The 21282-nt window shown below is 60.1% G+C and carries 20 protein-coding genes and 1 pseudogene; 11 read left to right on the top strand and 10 right to left on the bottom strand.

The window, feature by feature from the left end:
- From ACQY7U_RS03960 to ACQY7U_RS03945, 4 genes are all read left to right on the top strand, one after another.
- A partial coding sequence (locus tag ACQY7U_RS03960; protein ID WP_428642202.1) for an adenosylcobinamide-GDP ribazoletransferase occupies positions 1 to 677 on the top strand: 677 nt, incomplete at its 5' end.
- Positions 678 to 725: 48 nt separating this feature from the next.
- Positions 726 to 1910 carry an alpha/beta hydrolase gene (locus ACQY7U_RS03955; RefSeq protein ID WP_428642199.1) on the top strand — a complete coding sequence of 395 codons (1185 nt, stop codon included), beginning with the start codon at positions 726 to 728 and terminating at the stop codon, positions 1908 to 1910.
- A gap of 73 nt (positions 1911 to 1983) precedes the next feature.
- Entirely contained in the window at positions 1984 to 2166 is a 183-nt protein-coding gene (locus tag ACQY7U_RS03950; protein ID WP_428642197.1) for a DUF1289 domain-containing protein, read from the top strand.
- Complete coding sequence (locus tag ACQY7U_RS03945) at positions 2163 to 2876, top strand: retropepsin-like aspartic protease family protein (RefSeq protein WP_428642196.1); 714 nt, start codon at positions 2163 to 2165, stop codon at positions 2874 to 2876. Before ACQY7U_RS03950 ends, ACQY7U_RS03945 begins: the two co-directional genes overlap by 4 nt.
- A gap of 346 nt (positions 2877 to 3222) precedes the next feature.
- Here ACQY7U_RS03945 and dusA read toward each other — a convergent pair whose 3' ends face one another.
- Positions 3223 to 4185, bottom strand: a complete 963-nt coding sequence (dusA, locus tag ACQY7U_RS03940) for a tRNA dihydrouridine(20/20a) synthase DusA (RefSeq protein ID WP_428642204.1) — start codon at positions 4183 to 4185, stop codon at positions 3223 to 3225.
- A 327-nt stretch (positions 4186 to 4512) separates the two neighbouring features.
- A complete protein-coding gene (locus ACQY7U_RS03935) occupies positions 4513 to 4929 on the bottom strand; it encodes a GFA family protein (protein WP_428642194.1) in 417 nt (138 codons plus the stop codon).
- 281 nt (positions 4930 to 5210) lie between these two features.
- Here ACQY7U_RS03935 and ACQY7U_RS03930 point away from each other — a divergent pair, with 281 nt between their 5' ends.
- The 3 genes from ACQY7U_RS03930 to ACQY7U_RS03920 all read left to right on the top strand — a co-directional run bounded on the left by ACQY7U_RS03930 (position 5211) and on the right by ACQY7U_RS03920 (position 8009).
- Positions 5211 to 6116, top strand: coding sequence for a LysR substrate-binding domain-containing protein (locus tag ACQY7U_RS03930; RefSeq protein WP_428642192.1), 906 nt, complete (start codon positions 5211 to 5213; stop codon positions 6114 to 6116).
- Positions 6117 to 6657: 541 nt separating this feature from the next.
- Positions 6658 to 7422, top strand: coding sequence for an SDR family NAD(P)-dependent oxidoreductase (locus ACQY7U_RS03925; RefSeq protein ID WP_428642190.1), 765 nt, complete (start codon positions 6658 to 6660; stop codon positions 7420 to 7422).
- Between the two features lie 116 nt (positions 7423 to 7538).
- Positions 7539 to 8009, top strand: coding sequence for a MerR family transcriptional regulator (locus tag ACQY7U_RS03920; RefSeq protein ID WP_428642188.1), 471 nt, complete (start codon positions 7539 to 7541; stop codon positions 8007 to 8009).
- Between the two features lie 106 nt (positions 8010 to 8115).
- Here the strand turns inward: ACQY7U_RS03920 and ACQY7U_RS03915 are convergent, their stop codons facing one another.
- The 3 genes from ACQY7U_RS03915 to ACQY7U_RS03905 form a co-directional block, all read right to left on the bottom strand.
- Positions 8116 to 9873 (bottom strand): adenylate/guanylate cyclase domain-containing protein, encoded by a 1758-nt coding sequence (locus ACQY7U_RS03915; protein ID WP_428642186.1) that lies wholly within the window; start codon positions 9871 to 9873, stop codon positions 8116 to 8118.
- A 563-nt stretch (positions 9874 to 10436) separates the two neighbouring features.
- Positions 10437 to 12638, bottom strand: coding sequence for a HEAT repeat domain-containing protein (locus ACQY7U_RS03910; RefSeq protein ID WP_428642184.1), 2202 nt, complete (start codon positions 12636 to 12638; stop codon positions 10437 to 10439).
- Positions 12639 to 12726: 88 nt separating this feature from the next.
- Positions 12727 to 13275, bottom strand: a complete 549-nt coding sequence (locus ACQY7U_RS03905) for a peroxiredoxin (RefSeq protein ID WP_428642182.1) — start codon at positions 13273 to 13275, stop codon at positions 12727 to 12729.
- A 184-nt stretch (positions 13276 to 13459) separates the two neighbouring features.
- Between ACQY7U_RS03905 and ACQY7U_RS03900 the strand changes: the two genes are divergently transcribed.
- A complete protein-coding gene (locus ACQY7U_RS03900) occupies positions 13460 to 14341 on the top strand; it encodes a DMT family transporter (RefSeq protein ID WP_428642180.1) in 882 nt (293 codons plus the stop codon).
- A gap of 47 nt (positions 14342 to 14388) precedes the next feature.
- Here ACQY7U_RS03900 and ACQY7U_RS03895 read toward each other — a convergent pair whose 3' ends face one another.
- The 3 genes from ACQY7U_RS03895 to ACQY7U_RS03885 are packed head-to-tail and all read right to left on the bottom strand — an operon-like array spanning position 14389 to position 17514.
- Positions 14389 to 15453, bottom strand: coding sequence for a TRAP transporter substrate-binding protein (locus ACQY7U_RS03895; protein WP_428642178.1), 1065 nt, complete (start codon positions 15451 to 15453; stop codon positions 14389 to 14391).
- A 34-nt stretch (positions 15454 to 15487) separates the two neighbouring features.
- The gene (locus tag ACQY7U_RS03890) at positions 15488 to 17044 is read right to left on the bottom strand and encodes a TRAP transporter large permease (protein WP_428642175.1); all 1557 of its coding nucleotides are present in this window, start codon (positions 17042 to 17044) and stop codon (positions 15488 to 15490) included.
- Entirely contained in the window at positions 17041 to 17514 is a 474-nt protein-coding gene (locus tag ACQY7U_RS03885) for a TRAP transporter small permease subunit (protein ID WP_428642173.1), read from the bottom strand. The genes ACQY7U_RS03890 and ACQY7U_RS03885 overlap by 4 nt, the downstream gene beginning before the upstream one ends.
- Positions 17515 to 18085: 571 nt before the next feature.
- Here ACQY7U_RS03885 and ACQY7U_RS03880 point away from each other — a divergent pair.
- On the top strand, positions 18086 to 18871 hold the full coding sequence (locus ACQY7U_RS03880; RefSeq protein ID WP_428642171.1) for a hypothetical protein: 786 nt from the start codon (positions 18086 to 18088) through the stop codon (positions 18869 to 18871).
- Between the two features lie 258 nt (positions 18872 to 19129).
- Complete coding sequence (locus ACQY7U_RS03875; protein WP_428642168.1) at positions 19130 to 19672, top strand: peroxiredoxin; 543 nt, start codon at positions 19130 to 19132, stop codon at positions 19670 to 19672.
- A 59-nt stretch (positions 19673 to 19731) separates the two neighbouring features.
- On the opposite strand, the gene cydX is transcribed toward ACQY7U_RS03875, so the two are convergent.
- On the bottom strand, positions 19732 to 19851 hold the full coding sequence (cydX, locus tag ACQY7U_RS03870) for a cytochrome bd-I oxidase subunit CydX (protein WP_428642165.1): 120 nt from the start codon (positions 19849 to 19851) through the stop codon (positions 19732 to 19734).
- A gap of 12 nt (positions 19852 to 19863) precedes the next feature.
- A complete protein-coding gene (gene cydB, locus ACQY7U_RS03865) occupies positions 19864 to 21021 on the bottom strand; it encodes a cytochrome d ubiquinol oxidase subunit II (RefSeq protein ID WP_428642163.1) in 1158 nt (385 codons plus the stop codon).
- Positions 21022 to 21097: 76 nt separating this feature from the next.
- Between cydB and ACQY7U_RS03860 the strand changes: the two are divergent.
- Positions 21098 to 21282 (top strand): annotated as a pseudogene (locus ACQY7U_RS03860) (lamin tail domain-containing protein); the annotation flags it as partial.

The following is a 21282-nucleotide window of genomic DNA, read 5'->3' as shown; positions in this document are numbered from 1 at the left end:
CCCGCATCTCGCGCGCCGCGCCGCTGGCCGGGGCCATCATCGCCCTCCCCGCGGCCGGTCTCGGCATGGTGCTCGGCTTCACCGCCTTGCCCGTCCTGGCGGTGGCCGTGCTGATGGCGGCAGCCTGCGCAATGACGACGGGTGCCCTCCATGAAGACGGCCTGGCAGACGTCGCGGACGGATTTTTCGGCGGCGGCACGCGGGAACGGCGGCTGGAAATCATGAAAGACAGCCGCATCGGCGCCTTCGGAGCCATCGCACTGGCGCTTTCCCTGATCCTCCGGGTTGCCCTGCTGGCCGCGCTCTTCCAGCGGTTCAACCCGGCGGACGCGGCTCTCATCTTCCTGGGAAGCGAGGCGCTCAGCAGGCTGTTGATGGTCTGGCAGTGGCAAATGCATTCGCTGGCCCGTCCGGAGGGGCTCGGAGCCCGGTTCGGCAAACCGGATGTCCGCATGGTGCGCCAGGCCGCTTTCGTAACACTTCCGCTGTTGATCCCGGCAGCCCTGATGCTCTCCCTGCCTGCCCTGTCGCTGGCGTTGCTGCTTGCCGCGGGCGCGGCCCATGCGGCGGGAAAGCTGGCCGTTGCAAAGATCGGTGGAACGACGGGTGACGTTCTTGGCGCGGTTCAACAACTCAGCGCACTGGGATTTCTTCTCGGAATGCTTATGGTGTCCTGAAGAAGGTTTGTCCGGCAGGAAGGCCATTCGGTCGAAGGGGAGTAGTACATGGTGTCCGGGAACCGGCTTGCAGCCGTCAAAATCTGTCTTGTGCTCGCAGCCCTATTGACCGGACTGACCGCCTGTTCCAGCCGTCCGGATGAAGGTGCCCTGGCGCTAAACACCGAGCCGGTCGAGGGCGCAAGCAACCATGACATCCTGATCGTGACCACTCGCGAGCGCGACGAACGGCCAGGCACCTATTTCAACGGCGAGCGGGCCCAGGAGGTCAATTACGCGGAAGTCCGGATTTCGGTTCCGCCTGCACATGTAGCCGGTGCCATCGAATGGCCATCGTCCCTGCCTGGGAATCCGGCCACCGACTTCGTGACCCGCAATGCCGCCTACCTACCATCAGAAACGGCGTTCAAGGCCCGCCTGAACGAAGAGCTGCGCAAGCGCCCACACGGCAAGCGCGGCGCCTTTCTGTTCATACACGGCTACAACACGCTTTTTGCCGAAGGGCTCTACCGGTTCACTCAGTTCGTACACGACGCAGAACAGTCCTCTGTCCCCGTTCTGTTCACCTGGGCCTCCAGGGGGAAGCTGAAAGACTACCTCTACGACCTGAACAGCGCCGCCATCGCCCGCGATGCCCTCGAGCGCACGCTGACCGACCTTGCCAACAGCAACGCGGAGACGATCTCCGTGCTGGCCCATTCCATGGGCAATTATTTGCTTATGGAAACCATCCGGCAGGCGCCGCCGAAGGTTCGGCAGAAGATCAATCGCAAGATCCGGGTCGTGGTGCTCGCGGCCCCCGATATCGATATCGACCTCTTCAAGGCCAACCTGCGAAGGCTCGGCAAGCCGCAGAAACCCTTTGTCGTCGTGCTGTCGCGGGACGACCGGGCCCTGCGCCTTTCGCGTGCCCTTTCCGGCGGTGTTGAACGGGTGGGCGCCTTCTCGAACGACGAGGAACTGGCATCTCTCGGCGCGGTGGTCATCGACGTCACCGACCTGGAAGCGGACGATTCCGCGCACCATTCGAAATTTGCCGCGCTCGCCGAGTTTTCACCTGAATTGCAGCGCGCGCTCGGCAATCGCAGCCTGACCAGCGTCGCCAGTATCGACGGCCCACGGGACCTCGGCAGCGATCTTGGCAGTTTTGTTGGAAATACGGCGCAAACTGCTGTAACTTTGCCCATCAAGATCATCACCGCACCCATAACACTTGCGACGGGTGGGTATTGAGTTGTCCCGTATGGGCGGAGATGCTTCGGAACACAGTCTTGGCGTCGCCACAATCGGTAATCATACGGGCCCCATGAAGTCACCTTGCATAAACGTCTGCGAGATCGACCGGCAAAGCGGCCTGTGCACCGGTTGCCTGAGAACACTGGACGAGATCGCCGGATGGAGCGCCTTGAGCGACGGCAGGCGCGCGGAGATCATGAGGGACCTGGAAAGGCGCCGCCAGCCGGGCGGCGCGCCGGGGAAACGCTTATGAAAAGCCCGGGACAATATCGCGGCCTGATCGTCGTGCTGCTGGTGACCATTATGGGAGCAGCAGCCTTCTTCTATTTCTTCGGCGATCCGACCGATCCGGCAAACGCCAACTTCGACGACACAGGTCCGCGCCTCGTCGCCCTCTCCGCACTTGCTTTCGTCTTCCTGACAAGTTTCGTCTTTGGACAGCCCAAGGTCCGGGAGATCGTCCATGCCGTCCTGTTCTACGGCGGCCTGGCGGCACTGCTGGTGGTCGGCTACACCTACCGTTCCGAACTGGTTCAGGGCGGTTACCGCGTTCTGGGCGCGCTCGCCCCGGGCCTCGCGGTCTCGCAACCGGACGGCTCCATCCTGATCGTGCGTGATGCCACCGGCCATTTCATCGTTACCGGGCGCACCAACGGGTCCAGAACGCAGTTCCTGCTGGACACGGGCGCAAGTGCTGTCGTGCTAACCGCCGAGGACGCCCGCCGTGCGGGCTACCGGGAAAAGGACCTTTCCTTCACCGTCCCCGTTTCCACCGCCAACGGACGGGCCCTTGTCGCCCCGATCAGAATCGGGTCGATCACCATCGGCGACACTTTTTTGAGCGACGTTCGGGGGTTCGTCGCACGGGAAGGCACACTTGAAAGCAGCCTGTTGGGCATGACCGCGCTCGACAAGCTGCACAGCTGGCGGATCGAAGGCGACAAGCTGATCATGACGCCGTGATTCCATCGGTCTGCTCGCCTGCCTCTCCTGCGTGACAAGACAACCGCGTTTCGGAAATGGTGTTTTTGCGTTGCTCCGGACAAGCGCAGCGCGGATCCGGGCCTACTCGCATTAAATCTTGCTGAAGCGAAAATCTTCGACCAAAGGCACTGCCTCGCTCCAGGGTCCTGGAAACGAGTGGGCCCCGGATCTCCCTTCGGTCGCCCGGAGTGATACCTTTGTTTTCCGAGAACCTTAAGGAAAACGAGATAGCTGTCCTGCCAGGGAGCTGACGGACGCGAGATCACGGACATCAGGAAAAACAACCAGTCCCGAACGCCCAAGACCGAATCCTGAGGAAATCGCCCTATTCGGCCGCATCCGCCTCGAAATTCGACGGACTGACGGCGGAGAGCGCCTTTTTGACGACTTCCAGCCCCGCACCCGGCCTGATCGCCTCGACGGTCAATATTCGCCGCCAAGAACGCGCGCCCGGGCGGCCATGAAACAACCCCAGCATGTGGCGGGTCATATGCGCGAGCTTCACGCCCTTGCCAAGCTGGTCTTCCAGATAGGACATGTGGCCCTTGACCGCGTCCCAAGGCGACACATCGGGTGCCGTGCCGCCATAAAGCCGCCGGTCAACTTCACCCAGGATCTCGGGCGTGTGATAGGCCGCGCGTCCGAACATCAACCCGTCCAGATGCTCCAGATAGGGCTCTGCCTGGTCGAGCGACTGAAGGCCGCCGTTGAGACCGATGAATTTCTCCGGCAGACGCTGCTTCAGCCGCAGCACCCGGTCATAGTCGAGCGGCGGAATGTCCCGGTTTTCCTTCGGGCTCAACCCCTGAAGCCAGGCCTTGCGAGCATGCACCCAAAGCGCGTCGGCTTGGGCAGCAAAGACCGCGTCGGCCATCCGGTCGAGCGCTTCTTCCGGGTCCTGATCGTCGACGCCGATCCGGCATTTGACCGTCACCGGAATGTCAACCGCCGTCTTCATCGCCGCAACGCAGGCCGCGACCAGTTCCGGTTCTTGCATCAGGCAGGCGCCGAAACGGCCCGACTGTACCCGGTCGGACGGGCAGCCAACGTTGATATTGACCTCGTCGTAGCCGAAGCCCTCGACAATCCTTGCGGCTTCCGCCATCTCCTTCGGATCGGACCCGCCGACCTGGCAGGCAATCGGATGTTCGATATCCGAAAACCCCAGCAGGTGCTCCCGGTCGCCGTGAATCACCGCCCCGGTCGTCACCATCTCGGTATAAAGCAGCGCGTTCTTCGACAGCTGCCGGTGAAACGCCCGGCAATGCCTGTCCGTCCACTCCATCATCGGGGCGACGGAGAGTTTTACTTTTTTGCTGACGTTCGTAGCTTCATACACTTGGGAGCAATCCCCGCGGCCTGTCTTCGATTTGGCGTCTGTTTTAATCCGATTTCGGGCGGAAGTACGTCGAAAACGGGCGTTAGTCCAGTGAAAGGTGGCTTGGAGGACTGCCAAAAGGTAATCCGCACGGAACCACTTACGCCCCTGGAAGTCATTCTAATGCATTGTGCGGATGCTTGTGTTCCCGCTCGTCGGCAATGTGAGAGAAGTTGCCTTAAAACCAGGATCGCCGCCTTTTGACGGACCAGGTCGAATGGACGCTCTAACTTTGGTCTACGACCGCACCGGCAGATGGCTGTGAATGTCCACCCAGGGTATCTTGTTCTTCGTGTGCCAGTGCGCCCGCGGCTTAAACGCTTCGCGGTTGTCGAGGGTTCCGATCCACATCGCCGTGTAGTCCTTGTCGTTCGGATCGTAGCAGATCGGCGACCCGCAATCGCCGCAGAACCCACGGCGTACCCGGTCGCTTGATTCATACCACTTCGGCTGCCCGCTGGTGAACTCGAGATCCCTGGTCTTCAGAATGACCCATGTGCCAAACAGGTTTCCGAGCGATCTCTGGCACATGTCGCAATGGCAGTAACCAACGTTGTATGGCGGGTTAAGGGACCGGAATTTCACATTCCCGCACAGGCATTGTCCGGTAAAATTTTCCAGATCGTCGGCGAACTTGCTGTCAGTTTCGGCCATGATTTTTCCTCGTCTGCGGTTCCCCTTCCTCTCCTTTCGGATGCCGGTGGAAAATTTCTGGAGAGTCTACTGCCAACCACGGTATCCTTGGAAACCCGTAACGCAGGAATTCGAGCTCGAGGTTGTAGGGGTCATGATGTGTGTCCCGTCTCATTTCGGCACTCCTTCGTAACAGCGGGTTCTGTTGGTTGGCGTTGCAGCTCACTGTAGGGTGCCGGCATGGGCGCAGACAAACGATCAAATCTCACCGGGGGAGTTAGAAATTCTAACGTCACTTCCTCATGAGACGCCGCCTGCCACCCCTCAACCAACTTCGAGCATTCGAGGCCGCTGCGCGCCACTTGAGCTTCAAGGAAGCAGCGGAAGAACTGAATGTAACACACGCTGCAGTTTCTCATCAGATCAAGGCCCTGGAGGTGTCCCTGGGGTCGAAGCTCTTTCATCGCAGCGGCCGCGGCGTAACACTGACGGAGGAGGCTCGGACCTTCGCTCGGGAATTGACCGGGGCCATGGATGCGATGGATCGTGCCCTCAGGGACTTCAATGCCAGAAGTGGCGCCGGGCATGTCACAATCAGCACGGTTCCCTGGTATGCCAACCGGTTCCTGCTGCCGGCACTCGACGCATTCCATGCCGAACACCCGGACATACGGATAAGGTTTGATTTTTCGTACGGGTTGGTCGACCTGGACACGTCTGAAGTTGATGCCGCTCTTCGCCACGGCGCCGGCAACTGGCCGGGTCTTTCGGCAGTCCAGGTTCACCGGGATCTGCTATCGCCTGTCTGTGCGCCATCTCTGGTTGATGGTATCGATCTACCAATTCAATGCGACCGGATTGCGAAAATGACGCTGGCAACAGCAAAAGGATACCAGCATGCCTGGTACCAGTTCTTTGACTGCGCCGGCTATCGTCCGTCATCAGATTTGAACTTTGTCGAGTTCGAAAACCGTGCCCTGGCCACCGAATTTGCCATGGCAGGGCACGGGGTAGCGCTGCCGGACATCATCACGACAGCGGACGAGATAAACTCCGGTCAGCTGACGCTGCTGTCGAAAGTGCGTCTGCGCCCCGAGACCGGCGCTTTTCTCGTATTCCACAAGGCTCGCATTTCGGACGATAACCTCAGAACGATCTCGGAGTGGTTACGGGGCCTGTTCGCCGCTTTGCCGGTGCCGGAAATGTGAGCCAAGGCCTTTGTGATCCAGTCTTCAAGGAACCGCAGCGCAAATTCGTGTCCGGTTTGGGCTTGAAATGGACCTTCGGTCTCGCAACTTGTCCGGGACTGTGATGCATGCTGTTGTGTCGGGATGGCGGTGTAGCCGCGACGGTTTCTCGCCTCTTCCCGGTCAAGGTGTCCCGCACCGATGGCCGAAATCCATTGAGCCGCGAGCGTTGGAAACGCCACGCTCGAAAAGCTCCGCCATTCGGTCGGTCGGACAGTATCTTGGGTCGCAAGCCCGTGAGGCAGGCCTTCAACGCACAGAACCGCTGCGGACCTACGTTCAAATGCCTTAACCCGGCTCCCCCGATTTCCCGGATCGCCCGACTGACGGCAAAGACGGAAACCTTCTTCCGGCTCACCTCCGCTTCGTGCCTTCATGCCGGCAGGAATGCGACCTTCATTGCCCTGCTCGCATTCCTGCTTGACCCTGACACTAGTGTCAAACCCCTAGACCCGACCTACGCGCAATTTCGCGCGGCGTTCCAATCAGGGAAAGGCATGCAATGACTGTAGAGAACAATTGGCAAGGCAAGGTCGGGATCGTAACCGGGGGCAGTTCCGGCATCGGGGCGGCGACTGCGCTGGCGCTGGTGGAACGGGGTGCAAAGGTGCTTGTCACCGGGCGCGATGCTGCGAGGCTCGCCGAAGTGGCGGCATTGAATGACGCGATAAGGACCTTGCAGGCCGATAGTGTCGATCCCGCCATCGCCGCGCGCATTGTCGAAACGGCCCTGAGCCATTGGGGACGGCTCGACCTGATCGTCAACAATGCCGGTGCGGGCAGACCATTGCCTATTGAAGTTTATGACGCTGCGGTAATCGCAGAAATATGCGCGGTGAACATCACCAGCCCTTCCCTGTTGGTGAAAGAAGGCCAGGCCGCCCTGCGCGAGACGAAGGGAGCGGTTGTGAATATCGGAACGGCGGTCTCCCGGAACGCCGCACCGCAGTTGGCCCATTATGCGGCGACAAAGGCCGCGCTGGAACATCTGACCCGCTCCTGGGCCATCGAACTGGCCGGTGACGGAATAAGGGTGAACGCAGTTGCCCCCGGGCCGGTCAAGAGCGGCGCGCTGACTGGCATGATGGGCCTGCCCGAAGAGATGGCGCAAGCAATCGAGGCGCAGGAGAAAACCCAGGTCCCCTTGGGGCGGCGCGGCTTTCCCGCCGATGTCGTTCCCTGGATCCTGCGGCTCGGTGGTGCGGACAGTGAATGGCTAACCGGCCAGGTGCTGACGGTGGATGGTGGCTGGGCGCTGCGGACCTGACACCGCATTGCTTCAAGAGTTGGGCGGATGTCCGGCAGCCGCCCGATATCTCTTGATCTCATGTAGTGCCCCTAACATGTATGTTAGGGTTCTGTGACGATGGGAAGGAAGCTGGGATGCAAGCCAAGGAAGCCGCGGAGAGGATCGGGATCACGCAACGCATGCTGCGCCACTATGAAAAGGCCGGCCTGATGGACGTCCAGCGTTCGGAGAACGGCTATCGCATTTACAGCGAGGCCGATCTGCGCCGGGCCGGTCGCATTCGCGACTTCATCTCAACAGGTTTTTCCACGCGCGAAATCCGTTCCATGGCAGCCTGCCTTTCGGATGAGGGCGCCGGGCCATGCGAGGGTGGCATCGAACAACTGACGCAGAAGCTAGAACATATAGATCGATTGCGAGCCGATCTCGAGGCACGACGGGAAGCGGTGCTCGATCGCCTCGCCGTGCTTCGGAGCACCTTTTCGAACCACCCCGAAAAGAGCGACACGCATCAGGTCAGGTCCGATATCCCGGTGACTGAATTTCAGTCTCGCGAGCGGCGCCTGAATTCTGCCGGCGGAGCGACAGACGTCTCACGGCGCTGACGTCACATTCCTTCCGGGCGCACCGATTTCTGAACGCTCGTATGGCGATGTGTTTGCGGCGACCTGCAACACAAATCCAGCAGGCTACTGGTGGCCGGCAAGTTGCTCATCCAGAAATCATTTCAAACGCGCGCTTCAGCCCCTCTTCAAGCGCCTCCCGGTCTTCGGTTCGCGTGAAGGGCGCGTATTCGGTGTTTCTTGTCAGGGCCGCCGGGAACTCATTCAACATCTCACGGACTTTCGCTTCCACATCGTTGCCCTGAACGAGAGCGCTCGAGGCGACCTGGATCAGGTGGGGCACCAGAAACTTCTTCCTGCGTTCCGTCGTCCTCTCGGCCCAATGCAGGGCGTTTTCATAGTCGCCGGCGGTGAAATGGGCGACGGAGATCGTATTGAAGCGAAAGAAGTTCGAGGGGTCCTTCGGGTTCGCGGCCAGAGCCTGTTCGGACAGCCTGACGGCTTCGTCCCGCCGTCCGCTCCAGGCGCAGGCAGTGCCATGACTGGCAATTGCCAGAGAGAACGAAGGATTGATCTCGCGGCACCTTCCGAACGCCGCGATGGCGCTGTCGGTGTTTCTCAGGCAGACATGGACGTTTCCGCGGACCCAGTGGCTGTATTCGTCGTCTTCGTTGAGTTCGACTGCCCTGTTTATATGCTCCAGGGCGGGGTCAAGAACCGCGGCAGCATCCTCGGCAAAACCCATATAGAACTTGTGATAGAGGGCACAGGCAAGAACCTGATGGGCGCGGGCGGAAAGAGGGTCGAGCGAAAGCGCCGCAGTGGCGAGTTTTTCGGCCTCGTCCATGGCTTCCGGCGTGAGCCGGTAGAGCATCGACCAGGCTTTCGACGCCTGGTGTTCAACATGGTCCTGCGCATCATTCAACTGCTTGTTGTTCGCGCCTACGTGGAGCACGATCTGGGTCTGCGCGCTTGCGACCATCCTTTCGATGAGGGCCGGAGCACCGCCCTCGAAGTCATCGTCCGAGCAGTTGAAGTGTTCAGCCCACACGTTGAACCCGGTCTCAAGATGGATCACCTGGATATTGATGCGTATCCGGTTCGAGAGCGACCGGACACTCCCCTGCACCAGATAGTCGATCCCGAAACGCGCCCGGATTTCCGATCGGGCGAGGTCTTTGGAAAGCGCCGCCATCGACAGCTCGTGAGCGAACACCTGAAGCGTGTGGAGCTGAGAAAAGGCAATCTCCAGGTCTTCGCAGAACGCGGCAACGAGATCCGGGAAGTCGGTGTCCTTCGAATAGGAATGAAAGGGGATGATCGCGATGGACGTGGGCCTGCGGCGAGTTGCCTTCGCGCGGGAGAAGGATGCCGCCCTCAGGGCGTTGGCCCCGTCAAGCCCTACCTTGTAGACCCTGACGGGTTCCTCGATGTTCTTGACCTGCTTTTCGCCCAGAAACTCGAAAGCAACATCGGCCTTTGACTTCACGTGATCGAAGGCCGTACCGGAAATACAGATCCCACCCGGGTCGGCGAGCCCCTCCAGGCGGGCTGCTATATTGACGCCATCCCCATAGAGATCGCCATCGACGACAAACACATCGCCGAGATTGACGCCGATCCGGAAATCGATGTGCTGCGCAGCTGCGACCCCGCTGTTGCGCTCGGCAAAGCTTCTCTGAAGATCGATGGCACAGTCGACCGCCTGGATGACACTTGCAAATTCCATCAGGGCGCCATCGCCGAGAAGCTTTACGATTCTGCCCTTGTATCGACCGATCCTGGGTTGGATCAGATCCCGCCGAAGACGCTTCAGCGCTTCGAGCGTGCCCGCTTCATCGATCTCCATGAGCCGGCTGTAGCCAACCACATCCAGCAACATGACAGCCGCAAGCCGCCTTTCCATGGAGGGACCTCCCGAAGCAATGGAACAAAGGACCTGGTCCCGATGAAGGAGCGGCCGCCCGGATGCACGCATTCAGTCCAATGGCGCCTGAAGTGACGCCGCAAAAACTATTGTCCGATTTTGTCCGCTAACGGGTCAAGAGGTGGCTGACCTCCCGTTAAAACTCCCCGCCGACGTCAGACACGCCAGCGTCGTTTGCGCATCCGACCGCTGCACCGGCACGCCAGGCGATTCATCCCGGAAACCAGCTTCGACGGACCTTTTCCGGATCACGCCCTCGTCGTCGAACATGGAACAAGGCCAACTCCGAAGCCCCTTCCGTTAGCTGCATGGACAAACGACAGCCCATTTGCGGGAGCAGTCGCCGTTGCCGTCCGGCAGCTTAAAAACCTTTTCGATTGCATTGGCCTTTGCTCAGTGGAACATGGCAAAGCGTCGTTGGCCGAGACGGAGACGACCTCGTCACCGCCAGCGACGACCAGGTATTTGTAGAGTGCTTTGTGGCTGGGCAGATATCTTTCCAAGCAGGAAAAGCTGAACCCCACGAAAACCCGGCTTATCCCTCAACCCGGCTCTCCCCTGATTTCCCGGATCGCCCGCCTGACGGCAAAAACGGAAATCTTCTTCCGGTTCATTTCTTCCAATACCGGCAGGGCCGCCTTGGCTCGCGGGCCAATGCGGCCGAGGGTGTCAATTGCGTTCTTGCTGAGAATTGTGTGTTCTGATTGCACTGTCTCAATCAATGCAGGCACGGCTTCGACCGCCAGTTCACCGAAAAGGGCGAGGGTTCGGGCGGCGTTGATACGGCTCTCGATGTCACCCTGCTGCAGCTTCCGCATCAAGCTACCGACATTCACGCCCGCCGGCAGGCTGGCCATTGCGAGACCGCCGCGCAAACGCTCGCTGACCCGTGTCTCAGTGCGCGCCAGCTTGTAAGGAAAATGATAGCTGCGTGTAAGCTGACCGATCTCGTTATTGTCTGCGCCCGGCTTCCAGCGTTTCAGCGTGGCGCGGGCGGCCTCCAGGTCTCCGGCGTTGGCCTGGCTCGCCGCCAGAAGCGGTGCCAGATCGATGGCATCGGGATTGCGTTTCAACGTCGACTTCAGGACGGCAACCGCCTGTTTCATGTCGTTGAGCGCAAAGTGACCGAGCGCTTCAGCAAGAGCAAAATGGGTAGGGTGGCTGGGGCTGAGCCGCACCGCCGTTTCAACGAACTCCAGTCCGGCTTTCGCCCTGCCGGTGGTGATCATCGCAACGCCCATGGCGAGTTGGGCTTCGGGATCATTCGGGTCGAGGGCAATCGCACGGGCAGCCTCAACGAAGGACCTGTCGTGCTGGTTGTTGTAGAGCCTGAGCTGCGCTGCCGCGACCTTGGTAATCGCCGAACTGTTCCGTTCCGCAATTGCGAGGTATTTCGTCGCTTCGTTAAAGGCTTCGTCCGTCGTCTTGCCCAATTCGGCGTTCCAGCGCCACTGGCAGCCTCTGACGTAGGCCATGCTAAGCGCAGAGTAGGCGCGGCCATAGTCCGGATCCAGCTCGGTTGCCGTCAGAAACTGCCGCGCCGCCTCGGCGTTGCTTCCGGCCGTGTAGCGCTGATATTCCTGCCAGCCCTTCTGAAAAGCCTCCCGAGCCAGAAGGTTGGTAGACTGCCCTTTCGAAATTTCCTCCCGTTCGGATTTGGAGAGTTTCAAGGATAGGGCGTCGACGATTTCCTCCACGAAGGTGTCCTGCACGGTGAAATAGTCAGTGACGTCGCCATCGTAACGTTCGGCCCAAACGTGTCCACCCGTCGTTGCATCGATAAGGAGAGCATTCACCCTGACCGTTTTCCCGGACCGCCGCACACTGCCTTCCAGAACGTATCGGACCCCCAGTTTCTCTGCGACCTCCGGAATCAGCGTTGGCTTGTCCTTGAAGGTGAAACTGGAATTGCGGGCGATCACGAACAGGCCGGACACCTTGGAAAGCGACGTGATCAGGTCATCGGTCATGCCATCGGCGAAATACTCCTGGGAGGCATCATCGCTGACGTTGGAGAACGGCAGCACGGCAATGGAAGGTTTGTCCGGCAGCGGTAAGACCACGTTCTCGGTCGCTGCTATCTCGATCTTCGGCGCCCAGGGCTGCCACCAGTAGAACCCGCCAGCAAGCACCAGCACGGCGGCAAGACCAGCCGCATATAGGGGGTTGCGAACGGGCCTGGCTGTCTGTCCGGCAATTGCGACGGGAGTCGCGAGCGCAAGAGCCTTGCCGTCCATGACAACCTTGAACACCCGAACGGGTCTCGCGATGTTTTTTACCCTCACGTCCCCCAGGTCTGAAAGCGTCAAGTCCAGCTTGTCCCGCACCTGATCGCAAGTGGAGCGGGAAAGGCAGATCCCGCCCGGCTCTGCCAGGGCTTCGATACGCGCGGCGACATTGACGCCGTCGCCGAAAATGTCGCCGTCCTGATGCATGATATCGCCGAGGTTGATGCCGATGCGGTAGTCGATCCTGCGCTCTTCCGGCAATCCTTCGTTGGCCCTCGCCATGGCAGCCTGTACGTCGACGGCAAAGCTCACGGCATCGACGACGCTGGCGAATTCCATCAGCTTGCCATCGCCCATGAGCTTGACGATGCGGCCGTTGTGCTCGACTGCCTTGGGATTGAAAAGCGCTGCGTTGTGACGGTCAAGCTCAGCCAGTGTACCGGCCTCATCTGCGCCCATGAGGCGTGAGTAGCCGACCACATCCGCAACCAGCACAGCTGACAAATGCCGTTCCATGGCTCTTCCCTTCAAGGCAAAGGGTAGCACCGGGACGCGTGAGGGCCAATTGCTCAGATTGCGGACAAAAGACGCTGAGACCGTCCGGTCAGATGCCGGTCGCGGGCAACTTCGAAACGTTCAAATAGTCCAGCATCGTTTGCGCATCCGACTGCTCCATGGGCACGCCCGGCGGCTCGTCCCGGAAACCAGGTTCAATGAACATCTTCCGGATCACTCGGTCGTCGACAAACATGGAATAGCGCCAGCTTCGAAGGCCCATGCCGGTGGCCGTGCGGGTGACCAGCATGCCCATCTTGCGTGTGAAATCGCCGTTGCCGTCCGGCAGCATGAAAACCTTCTCGATTGCATTCGCCTTGGCCCACTGGAACATGACAAAGGCGTCGTTAACCGAAAGGCAGACGACCTTGTCAACGCCTGCGGCGGTGAAGTCGTCATAGTGCGCTTCATAACCCGGCAGATGGCTTTCCGAGCAGGCCGGCGTGAAGGCTCCGGGCAGTGCAAAGAGCACCACCCTTTTGCCCCTGAAGATGTCGTCCGTTGTCAGGGTCTGCCACTCAAAGGGATTGGGCCCGCCGAGCGCCTCGTTGCGGACGCGGGTGTAAAAGACGCTTTCAGGAACGGTTTCCGGGTGCATGTCTGTTCCTCCGGTTTCGCCCTCAGATTATCGGGCTTTTTGGAGATCGCAAGCAGGATGCCGGTCCGCCCTCCCCGCAGGCTTTCGCAAAAGAAAGCGCATGAAGCGACAGGTTTGATCCAATTTCGGCTTGCCGCCCGCAGATTACGGTGTCTAAGCTCGCCGTCTGATTTGGAGGAACCCCATGCAATCGGCGGCAATTGGCGCGCGGTCTCAGATTACCGCGGGAATACTTGTGATGTGCGCAGGCATATTCTGCCTTTGTGTCAATGACGCCATCGCCAAGCAGCTGACCTCCGGCTATTCGCCCATCCAGATCCTGTTCCTGCGCAACATCATCGCGCTGCCGATTGCGGTTCTCATCGCCTGTATGATGGGTGGCCGCAACGCCCTTCGTTCCTACCGGCCCGTGGCACACCTTGTGCGCGGGGTCCTGTGGATCGGCGCGGCGACGACCTTCTTCACCAGCATGATCTACCTGGAACTGGCAGAAGCGACGGCTCTGGTCTTTGCAGCGCCGGTCTTCGTCACCGCCCTCTCCGCGCTGATCCTGAAGGAACAGGTCGGCTGGCGGCGCTGGTCCGCGGTGCTGATAGGCTTTCTCGGCGTTCTGGTCATTGTCCGGCCGGGGGCCGGCACTTTCCAGACGGCATCGCTCCTGCCGGTGGCGACGGCCATCTTTTACGCCGTCATGATGATCAGCGCCCGCTGGGTCGACCAGCGCGAGAGCGTCTGGACCCTGATGCTCTATCTCACCGGTGCGGGCGCTCTCCTCAGCGCGCTCATCGCGCCGTTCTTCTGGTCGCCCGTGAAGCCCGAAGACCTGAAACTCTTCATCGGCATCGCCGTTTTCGGCACGGCCGGTGTCACGATGATCACCCAGGCGTTCCGCATGGCCCCCGCTTCGGTGGTCGCCCCCTTCGACTACGGCGCCCTGCTTTGGGCGACGCTCTTCGGCTGGCTGTTCTGGAACGAGATCCCGGGGCCCATCACCTTCGTCGGCGCGGGCATCATCATCGCCAGCGGCATCTTCATTGTGTTGCGCGAGCGGCAATTGAAGGAATAGTTTCCTGACCCGGACGGCAAGAGGCCATCCGGGCCAGACTCAAGCGTTTAAAGACGCTGCGTGAATGTCGACACTTTCACGAGCGACGCATAGTCCGCCGCCAGCCCCAGGAAGGCATCGTAGCTCTTGCGGACTTCGGCGAACGTCGGGTTGGCCTCCGCGTTTTCGTCCATCACCTCGCCAACAGCCTTTTTCAGGGCTGCCATGACATCCTCCGGGAAAGTCGCGAAGGTGACGCCATCTTCCTTCAGCTTCTGCATGGCGACAGCGTTGTAATAGTCGAACTGGGCGGTCGTCTCGACGGAGACGGCTTCGGCTGCGTTGGCGATCACGGCTTGCAGATGCGCAGGCAGGCTGTCGAAAGCCTCCTTGTTGACGACGATCTCAAGAGCGGCCGAGGGCTCGTGGAAAGCCGGGACATAGCAATATTTTGCGACCTTCTGCAGGCCGAAGGCCTGGTCCAGCATTGGGCCGACCCATTCGGCGGCATCGATGGCGCCCGACTGGAAGGACGGGAAGATTTCCGGAGGCGGCAACATGACTGCGTTGACGCCGAGCTTGCGCATGGCCTCGCCGCCAAGCCCGGCGATGCGCATGTTGAGCCCGGCAAGGTCGTTGAGGTTTGTCACCGGCTTCTTGAACCAGCCGGCAGCCTGCACGCCCGAGTTACCCGAATAGAACGGCTTCAGGCCGCGCTCGGCGTAAAGGCCGTCCCACAGCTCCTGCCCGCCGCCGTAACGCAGCCAGGCGGTGGTTTCGACCGCCGTCATGCCGAAGGGCACGGCGGAGAAAAAATGCAGGGCCGAATTCTTGGACGCCGCGTAATAGGGCGTCGAATGGCCGATCTCGGCCGTGCCCTGCTCAACTGCGTCTTCCACGCCGAAGGGTGGCACTAGCTCGCCGCCGGAAAAGACCTTGAGCGTCAGCTGGCCGTCGGACATGGCCTCAACCCGTTGCGCAAAGCTGGTGACGTTGGTGCCGACGCCCGGGGCTTTCGCCGGGAATGATGTTGGCAGTTTCCACTCGACCTTGCCCTGCGCGATGGCGGGCGCGGCCAGCATGGTGGCGGGGGCGGCAACGGCTCCCGCTTTCAGAAAATCGCGTCTTTTCATGAATTTCCTCCCTAAGATCAGGACCTATCAATATTCAGAACAAAACAGCGGGCAACCAGGTTGCAAGCGCCGGAAACGCGGCGACAAGCGCAAGGGCCATCAACTGGATCAGAACAAACGGAATAACCGAGACATAGATGTCGACCGTCCTGATTTCCGGCGGAGCAACCGAACGGTAATAGAAGAGCGCAAACCCGAAAGGCGGTGTCAAGAACGAGGTTTGCAGATTGAGCGCGATCAACACGGCGAACCAGACCGGCGAGATGTCCGTCTGCAGAATAACCGGACCGACGATCGGTACAACAATGAAGATGATCTCCACGAATTCCAGAATGAAACCGAGCAGGAAGATCACCAGCATCGTCAGGATCAGCATGCCATAGGCGCCGCCCGGCAAGGCGTTCAGCAGTTCGGCAACATGGACATCGCCGTCAAATCCCCGGAAGACCAGCGACAGCACACTTGCGGCCATCACGATGCCGAAGATCATGCCTGTGATGGTCACCGTCTCGCCGAGGGCCGGCAGCAGCACCTCCTTGCGAAAGAGTGAGCTGGCGGCGACCAGCAGCAGCAGGATGGCGGCCACGGTCAGCCCGATGGAGGCGAGCGAGGCGAGCGACCAGCTGATACGGCCTCCGGAAAACTCCAGTCCGAACAGCCCGGCCTGTCGCAGGGCCAGCAACACGACCGCCAGAATGGCGCAAAGGGCAGCGACACGGGCGGCACCCCGCCCCTGCCCGCTGGCGGCAATCAGAATGGCCCCGGCCACGCCGACACCCGCAGCCTCCGTCGGGGTCGCCACGCCGATCAGAATGCTGCCGAGCACAGCAACGATCAGCCCCAGCGTCGGAGCGATGTTCTTGAAGAGCTCGAACGGGGAAACCCTTTCTCTGCTCTCCTCGGCCGGTCGGGAAGAAGACGACCGGCGAAGCCTGATCAGCACATAGGCGGCATAAAGCGCAACCAGCAGCAACCCCGGAAACAGCGCGCCCGCGAAGAGATCCCCAACGGTGACCGGGTCCGGCGCGAAGTTACCGGCTTCCTGCTGGGCCTCGAAATAGGCGTTGGACACCTGGTCGCCGAGCAGGATCAGGACGATGGAGGGCGGGATTATCTGTCCGAGCGTGCCGCTGGCGCAGATCAACCCGCTGCTCATGTGCTTGTTCACGCCCGCGGACAACAGCGCCGGCAGCGTGATGGTGCCCAGCATCACGATGGTTGCGCCGATGATTCCGGTGGAAGCCGCAATAAGCGCGCTGACGAGAACGACCGAAAGCGCCAGCGCCGACTGATTGCCGCCGAGGGCGAGCGTCAGGTTCTTCAGCATCCGCTCGGCCTGGTTCGACTTTTCCAGAAGCAGGCCCATGAGCACGAAGAGCGGCACCGCAAGCAGCAGCGGATTGGTCATGATGCCGTAGACGCGCTGGGGAACCGCCTGGAAGAACACCAGGTCGAAATCACCGAAGGCGGCGGCCGCAAGGGCGACAAGCGTCGGCGCACCGGCAATCGCCAAAAGTACGGGTACTCCGGAGAGGATGGCGGCAAAAACCGCGATGACCATGACAACAAGCCAGAGAAGATCCGGGGTCATGCGGCTGTCCGCCGGATCGTTCCCAGAAGCCGCGACAACATCAGAAGCACTACGAGCAATGGCAGGATCAAGAGACAGGTCTTGACCAGGAAAAGGCCCGGTAGGCCACCGGTCTCTGGTGAGCCTTCCAGGATCGACCAGGAACTGCGCACAAGGGGAAAGGCGGTCCAGAGCATTATCGAGAAGACCGGCAATGCCAGCAGGAGATCTCCGAGCCAGTCAATCCGCCGGTTGGTCTCCTCGCTCCAGGTCTGGCGGAAGACGTCGACGCGCACATGTTTGTCGGCATCGAAGGAGACGGCAACCGAAAGCGCAACCAGAACCGCGAACGCGTAGTTCACCGCATCCTGGATTTCCAGAAACCCGACGCCGAGCAGATAGCGCATCAGCACCATGACCAGCTGGCCGAAGAACACAATCGCGGTAAAGACCATGCAAAGCCGCTTTACCGCCAAAAACAGTTGTCGCATCAGATGCCCGTATTCCGAACGAGAATTCCCCCGACCCGCGTCAGCCTCCGTCACAATGCCGCGAGCGTGCCCAAACTTAAACAGCAAAATCTCTCGTGTATACAATCATTTGCCGGACTTCACCGTTTGGTCCAAGCAATATTGGTCCGAGTTTCCTCCTCCTGATCAAGAGCCACGGCATGCCTGATAACCCTGCCGACGAAGATGCCCGCGCCCCTTGCGTTACAATCGGTTCGTGAGACTGCGGTTCTGACTTGGCCGCAGATGGGCAACTCAACAGGCAAGCGAGGAGAATGGTACCAAGGGCAATCCAAGCCCATCCGGCCAAGGTGAAAGCGCAGATGAACGGCTGGCTGTGATGCCCATCACTGCGCGGGCAGACCGCATTCTCCAAAATAGTCTTAGACGATCCATCAGAATTGCCGCGCACGCTCAAAGAAAGGAACGCTGAATGTCGGCAAGCAAACGCAGCCGGGTTCGGCCCGACAGATCCCTGTTCCTCCCCAACTCTTTTCGCAATGACGGGGGCAGTTCTCCCGTTTTTTCCAGCGAAGACATGTTGGCAAGGTGGATGAATACCCGCGTTGAAACAACCTTGCGAAAGGGCATGCGTGCTCTCGGTCATTGTTACCTGCAAGGGGTGACCATACCGCAGCTATCTGTCGGCGGCGCCCGCTATCAGCGGAACTCCGGCGACAGCGGCCGCGTCCGTGTGGGGGCGGTTTCCTACTTCACCGGCACACAGGCGGCTCATCTTGGCCTGGGGTCGGTCCGCACTCATGGAAGACACGTTGCCGACAAGGCGCTGGAGGCGTTCTCCAATCTCAGGGGTAGGCTTGGGATCCCTCAAAAGGACATTCAAAACGACCTTCCCGACAACACGTTTTGGCTGAGCGCGCTACAAGCGGCGGAAGCCTCAACCTGGATACAGGCAGCCTTCATCAATCAGGCCGAGGCGAAGATTGAAGGTTTGCTACACAAGGAACTTGCCGCCGTCATGCCGTCCAGTGTGCCGAAAGAGGCAGGCGAACTGCTCCAGCTCATGCAAACGGTCGCGCTCCGGATTTTCGAAACAACGTGCAATCCCCAACTGCACAGGACCCGTGTCGCCCGGGTTTCCAAAGGCGAACTCAAGCAGGTTCTGCAATATCCAAATGATACGGATCCCGCGAACCTGATTTTCGGTGGACAGGGACTTGTCTATCTGGAAGCAGCACGTCAACAGATGGACAATGAAAACAGCGAATTCACCGCCCTGAAAAACAAATTGAAACAGACTATTCCGGCCATGGCGGAGGAAACGGTCGACATGGTGCTGGCGGCAGAAACAGAAGCGCTGAATGCGATCAACCAATAGCCATCAGCTGCCGACTATTTTCGAACCCGCCGGCTCTTCCCACGATGAGTTCCGGCGCTGGTTGCCAGTGGCCAGGCACTGAAAAACTTGGACAAATTGCCACGCCAAAATGGATTGCGGCAACGCAGCAAATGCGCTAGGCGGAAGACATCTTCGCTTTCAAGGTGCCGAAGGCCGCCTGCACCTCCTCCCGCAGACCAGCCTGTTCAACCGGCACTTTGAAGCTCCCGCCCACGATCTCAAGATCCGGAGTAAAACATGCTCGGCAAAAAAGTTCCTTTTGTCACCTTCCGCACCCGTGTTCGCGACGAATCCATCGAAGGTCCGAATCCGTTCCGCTGGGAAGACAAGACCAGCGACGACTACTTCAAGGGCAAGAAAGTCGTTCTGTTCTCCCTGCCGGGTGCCTTCACGCCGACCTGCTCGACCTTCCAGCTGCCGGACTTCGAAAAGCTCCATGAAGAGTTCAAGGCCGAAGGCATCGACGAGATCTACTGCATCTCCGTCAATGACGCGTTTGTCATGAACGCCTGGGCAAAGGCACAGGGTGTCGACAAGGTGAAGGTCATTCCGGACGGCTCCGGCGAATTCACCCGCAAGATGGGCATGCTGGTTGCCAAGGACAATCTCGGCTTCGGCATGCGTTCCTGGCGCTACGGCGCGATCGTCAACGACGGTGTCGTCGACCAGTGGTTTGAGGAAGAAGGCTTCTCCGACAACTGCGAAAGCGACCCTTATGGCGTTTCCTCGCCGCAGAACATCCTGGAAAAGCTGCGCGCTTCCAAGGTCGAAGCCGCCTAAGCTACTGCTGCCTGCATACGAAAAGCCCCGGATCATAGATCCGGGGCTTTTTTTTGCCATCAACCACGTTCGTCGTGACGCATCTTCTCGTCATCCACGCGCAATTCCAGCCACATGGCGTTCAGAATGGCGAGGCAGCAAGCCAGCGGCATACCGAGAACCCAGGCGAAGTACCACATCCTAATTCCTCCTCAGTAAGCTGTGTGATTGTCGCGTTCGATGGTTTCCTCATCCACCTTGCCCCACAGGATCTTGTAGACCCAGGCCGTATAGACCAGCACGCAGGGCAGCAGGATCACTGTGGCCACCAGCATGTGGAAGAGTGTCTGATGCGTTGAAGACGCATCCCAGACCGTCAGGCTGGCCTCCGGCTGCACCGAGGACGGCAGGATGAAGGGGAACATGGATACCCCGACGGTTGAAATGATGCCGAAGATCGCCGACTTGGAAAAAGGGAAAATCAGTATTTCCAACCGGGTCTGCAACAGGATCAGCGTCCCGATCATCCCGATGAAGCCGAGCGCCGGCGCCAGCCAGAGTATCGGATGGACGCTGTAGTTCCGTAGCCAGGCACCACCCTCCACAATCGCCTGTTTGGCTAGCGGATTGGCCTGCATGCCAGGGTCGACGTCGGACGTGATGCGGAAGCCTTCGACGTAACCGGTGAAAACCAGATAACCGCCAAGCGCGAAGAGGACGATGCCGAACGCGGCCGCGAGCGAACCGAAACGGCGGGCCCTCAGCGCAATGTCACCTGTTGCCCGCATCGTCAGCCAGACAGCCCCGTGCATGACCAGCATGGCCACCGACAGGAGGCCGCACAGCAGGGCGAAGGGCGAAAACAGGCCGAAGAACGAGCCCTCGTAGGTCATCCTCAGGTCAAGGTCGAGCCTGAAAGGAACGCCCTGCAGAACATTGCCGACCGCCACGCCGAAGACCAGCGCCGGAACGAAGGAGCCGGTGAAAAGCGCCCAGTCCCAGGCATTGCGCCAGGAAGGATCCGGTCGCTTGGAGCGGTACTTGAAGGCCACCGGCCGCAGGATCATGGCGGCAAGTACCACGAACATGGCCAGATAGAAGCCGGAGAAGCTGATTGCATAGAGCGGAGGCCAGGCTGCAAAGATCGCCCCTCCTCCAAGGATGAACCAGACCTGGTTTCCTTCCCAGGTCGGCCCGATGGTGTTGATGACGACGCGTCGTTCGATGTCGCTCTCGGCGATAAAGGGCAACAGTGCGCCGACGCCCATGTCGAAGCCGTCCATGACCGCAAAGCCGATCAGGAGCACCCCGAGCAGAAACCACCAGATCATTTTCAGCGTCGCGTAGTCGATCAATTCATAAAGAACCATGGTGCTTCACTCCGCAGGAATTTGAGCGGGACCGGCAACAGGCCGGGCGGCGGCGGCCAATCCACCGGGAGCTGGCGATGTAGTCATTAATGAATATGTCGCCAATGCCGCGACCGAATGGGTCGAACTGTACAATACCACCGCCTCCGACCTGGATATTTCCGGCCATTACATTGACGACCTTAACGGCGGCGGGGGCGCACCCAAACTGATTCCCAATGGTACGATTATTCCCGGTGGAGGTTTTTACGTGATGGAGTT

Source organism: Roseibium sp., assembly GCF_050301095.1.
Classification (GTDB): Bacteria; Pseudomonadota; Alphaproteobacteria; order Rhizobiales; family Stappiaceae; genus Roseibium.
This window is presented reverse-complemented; position numbering and strand designations above follow the sequence as displayed.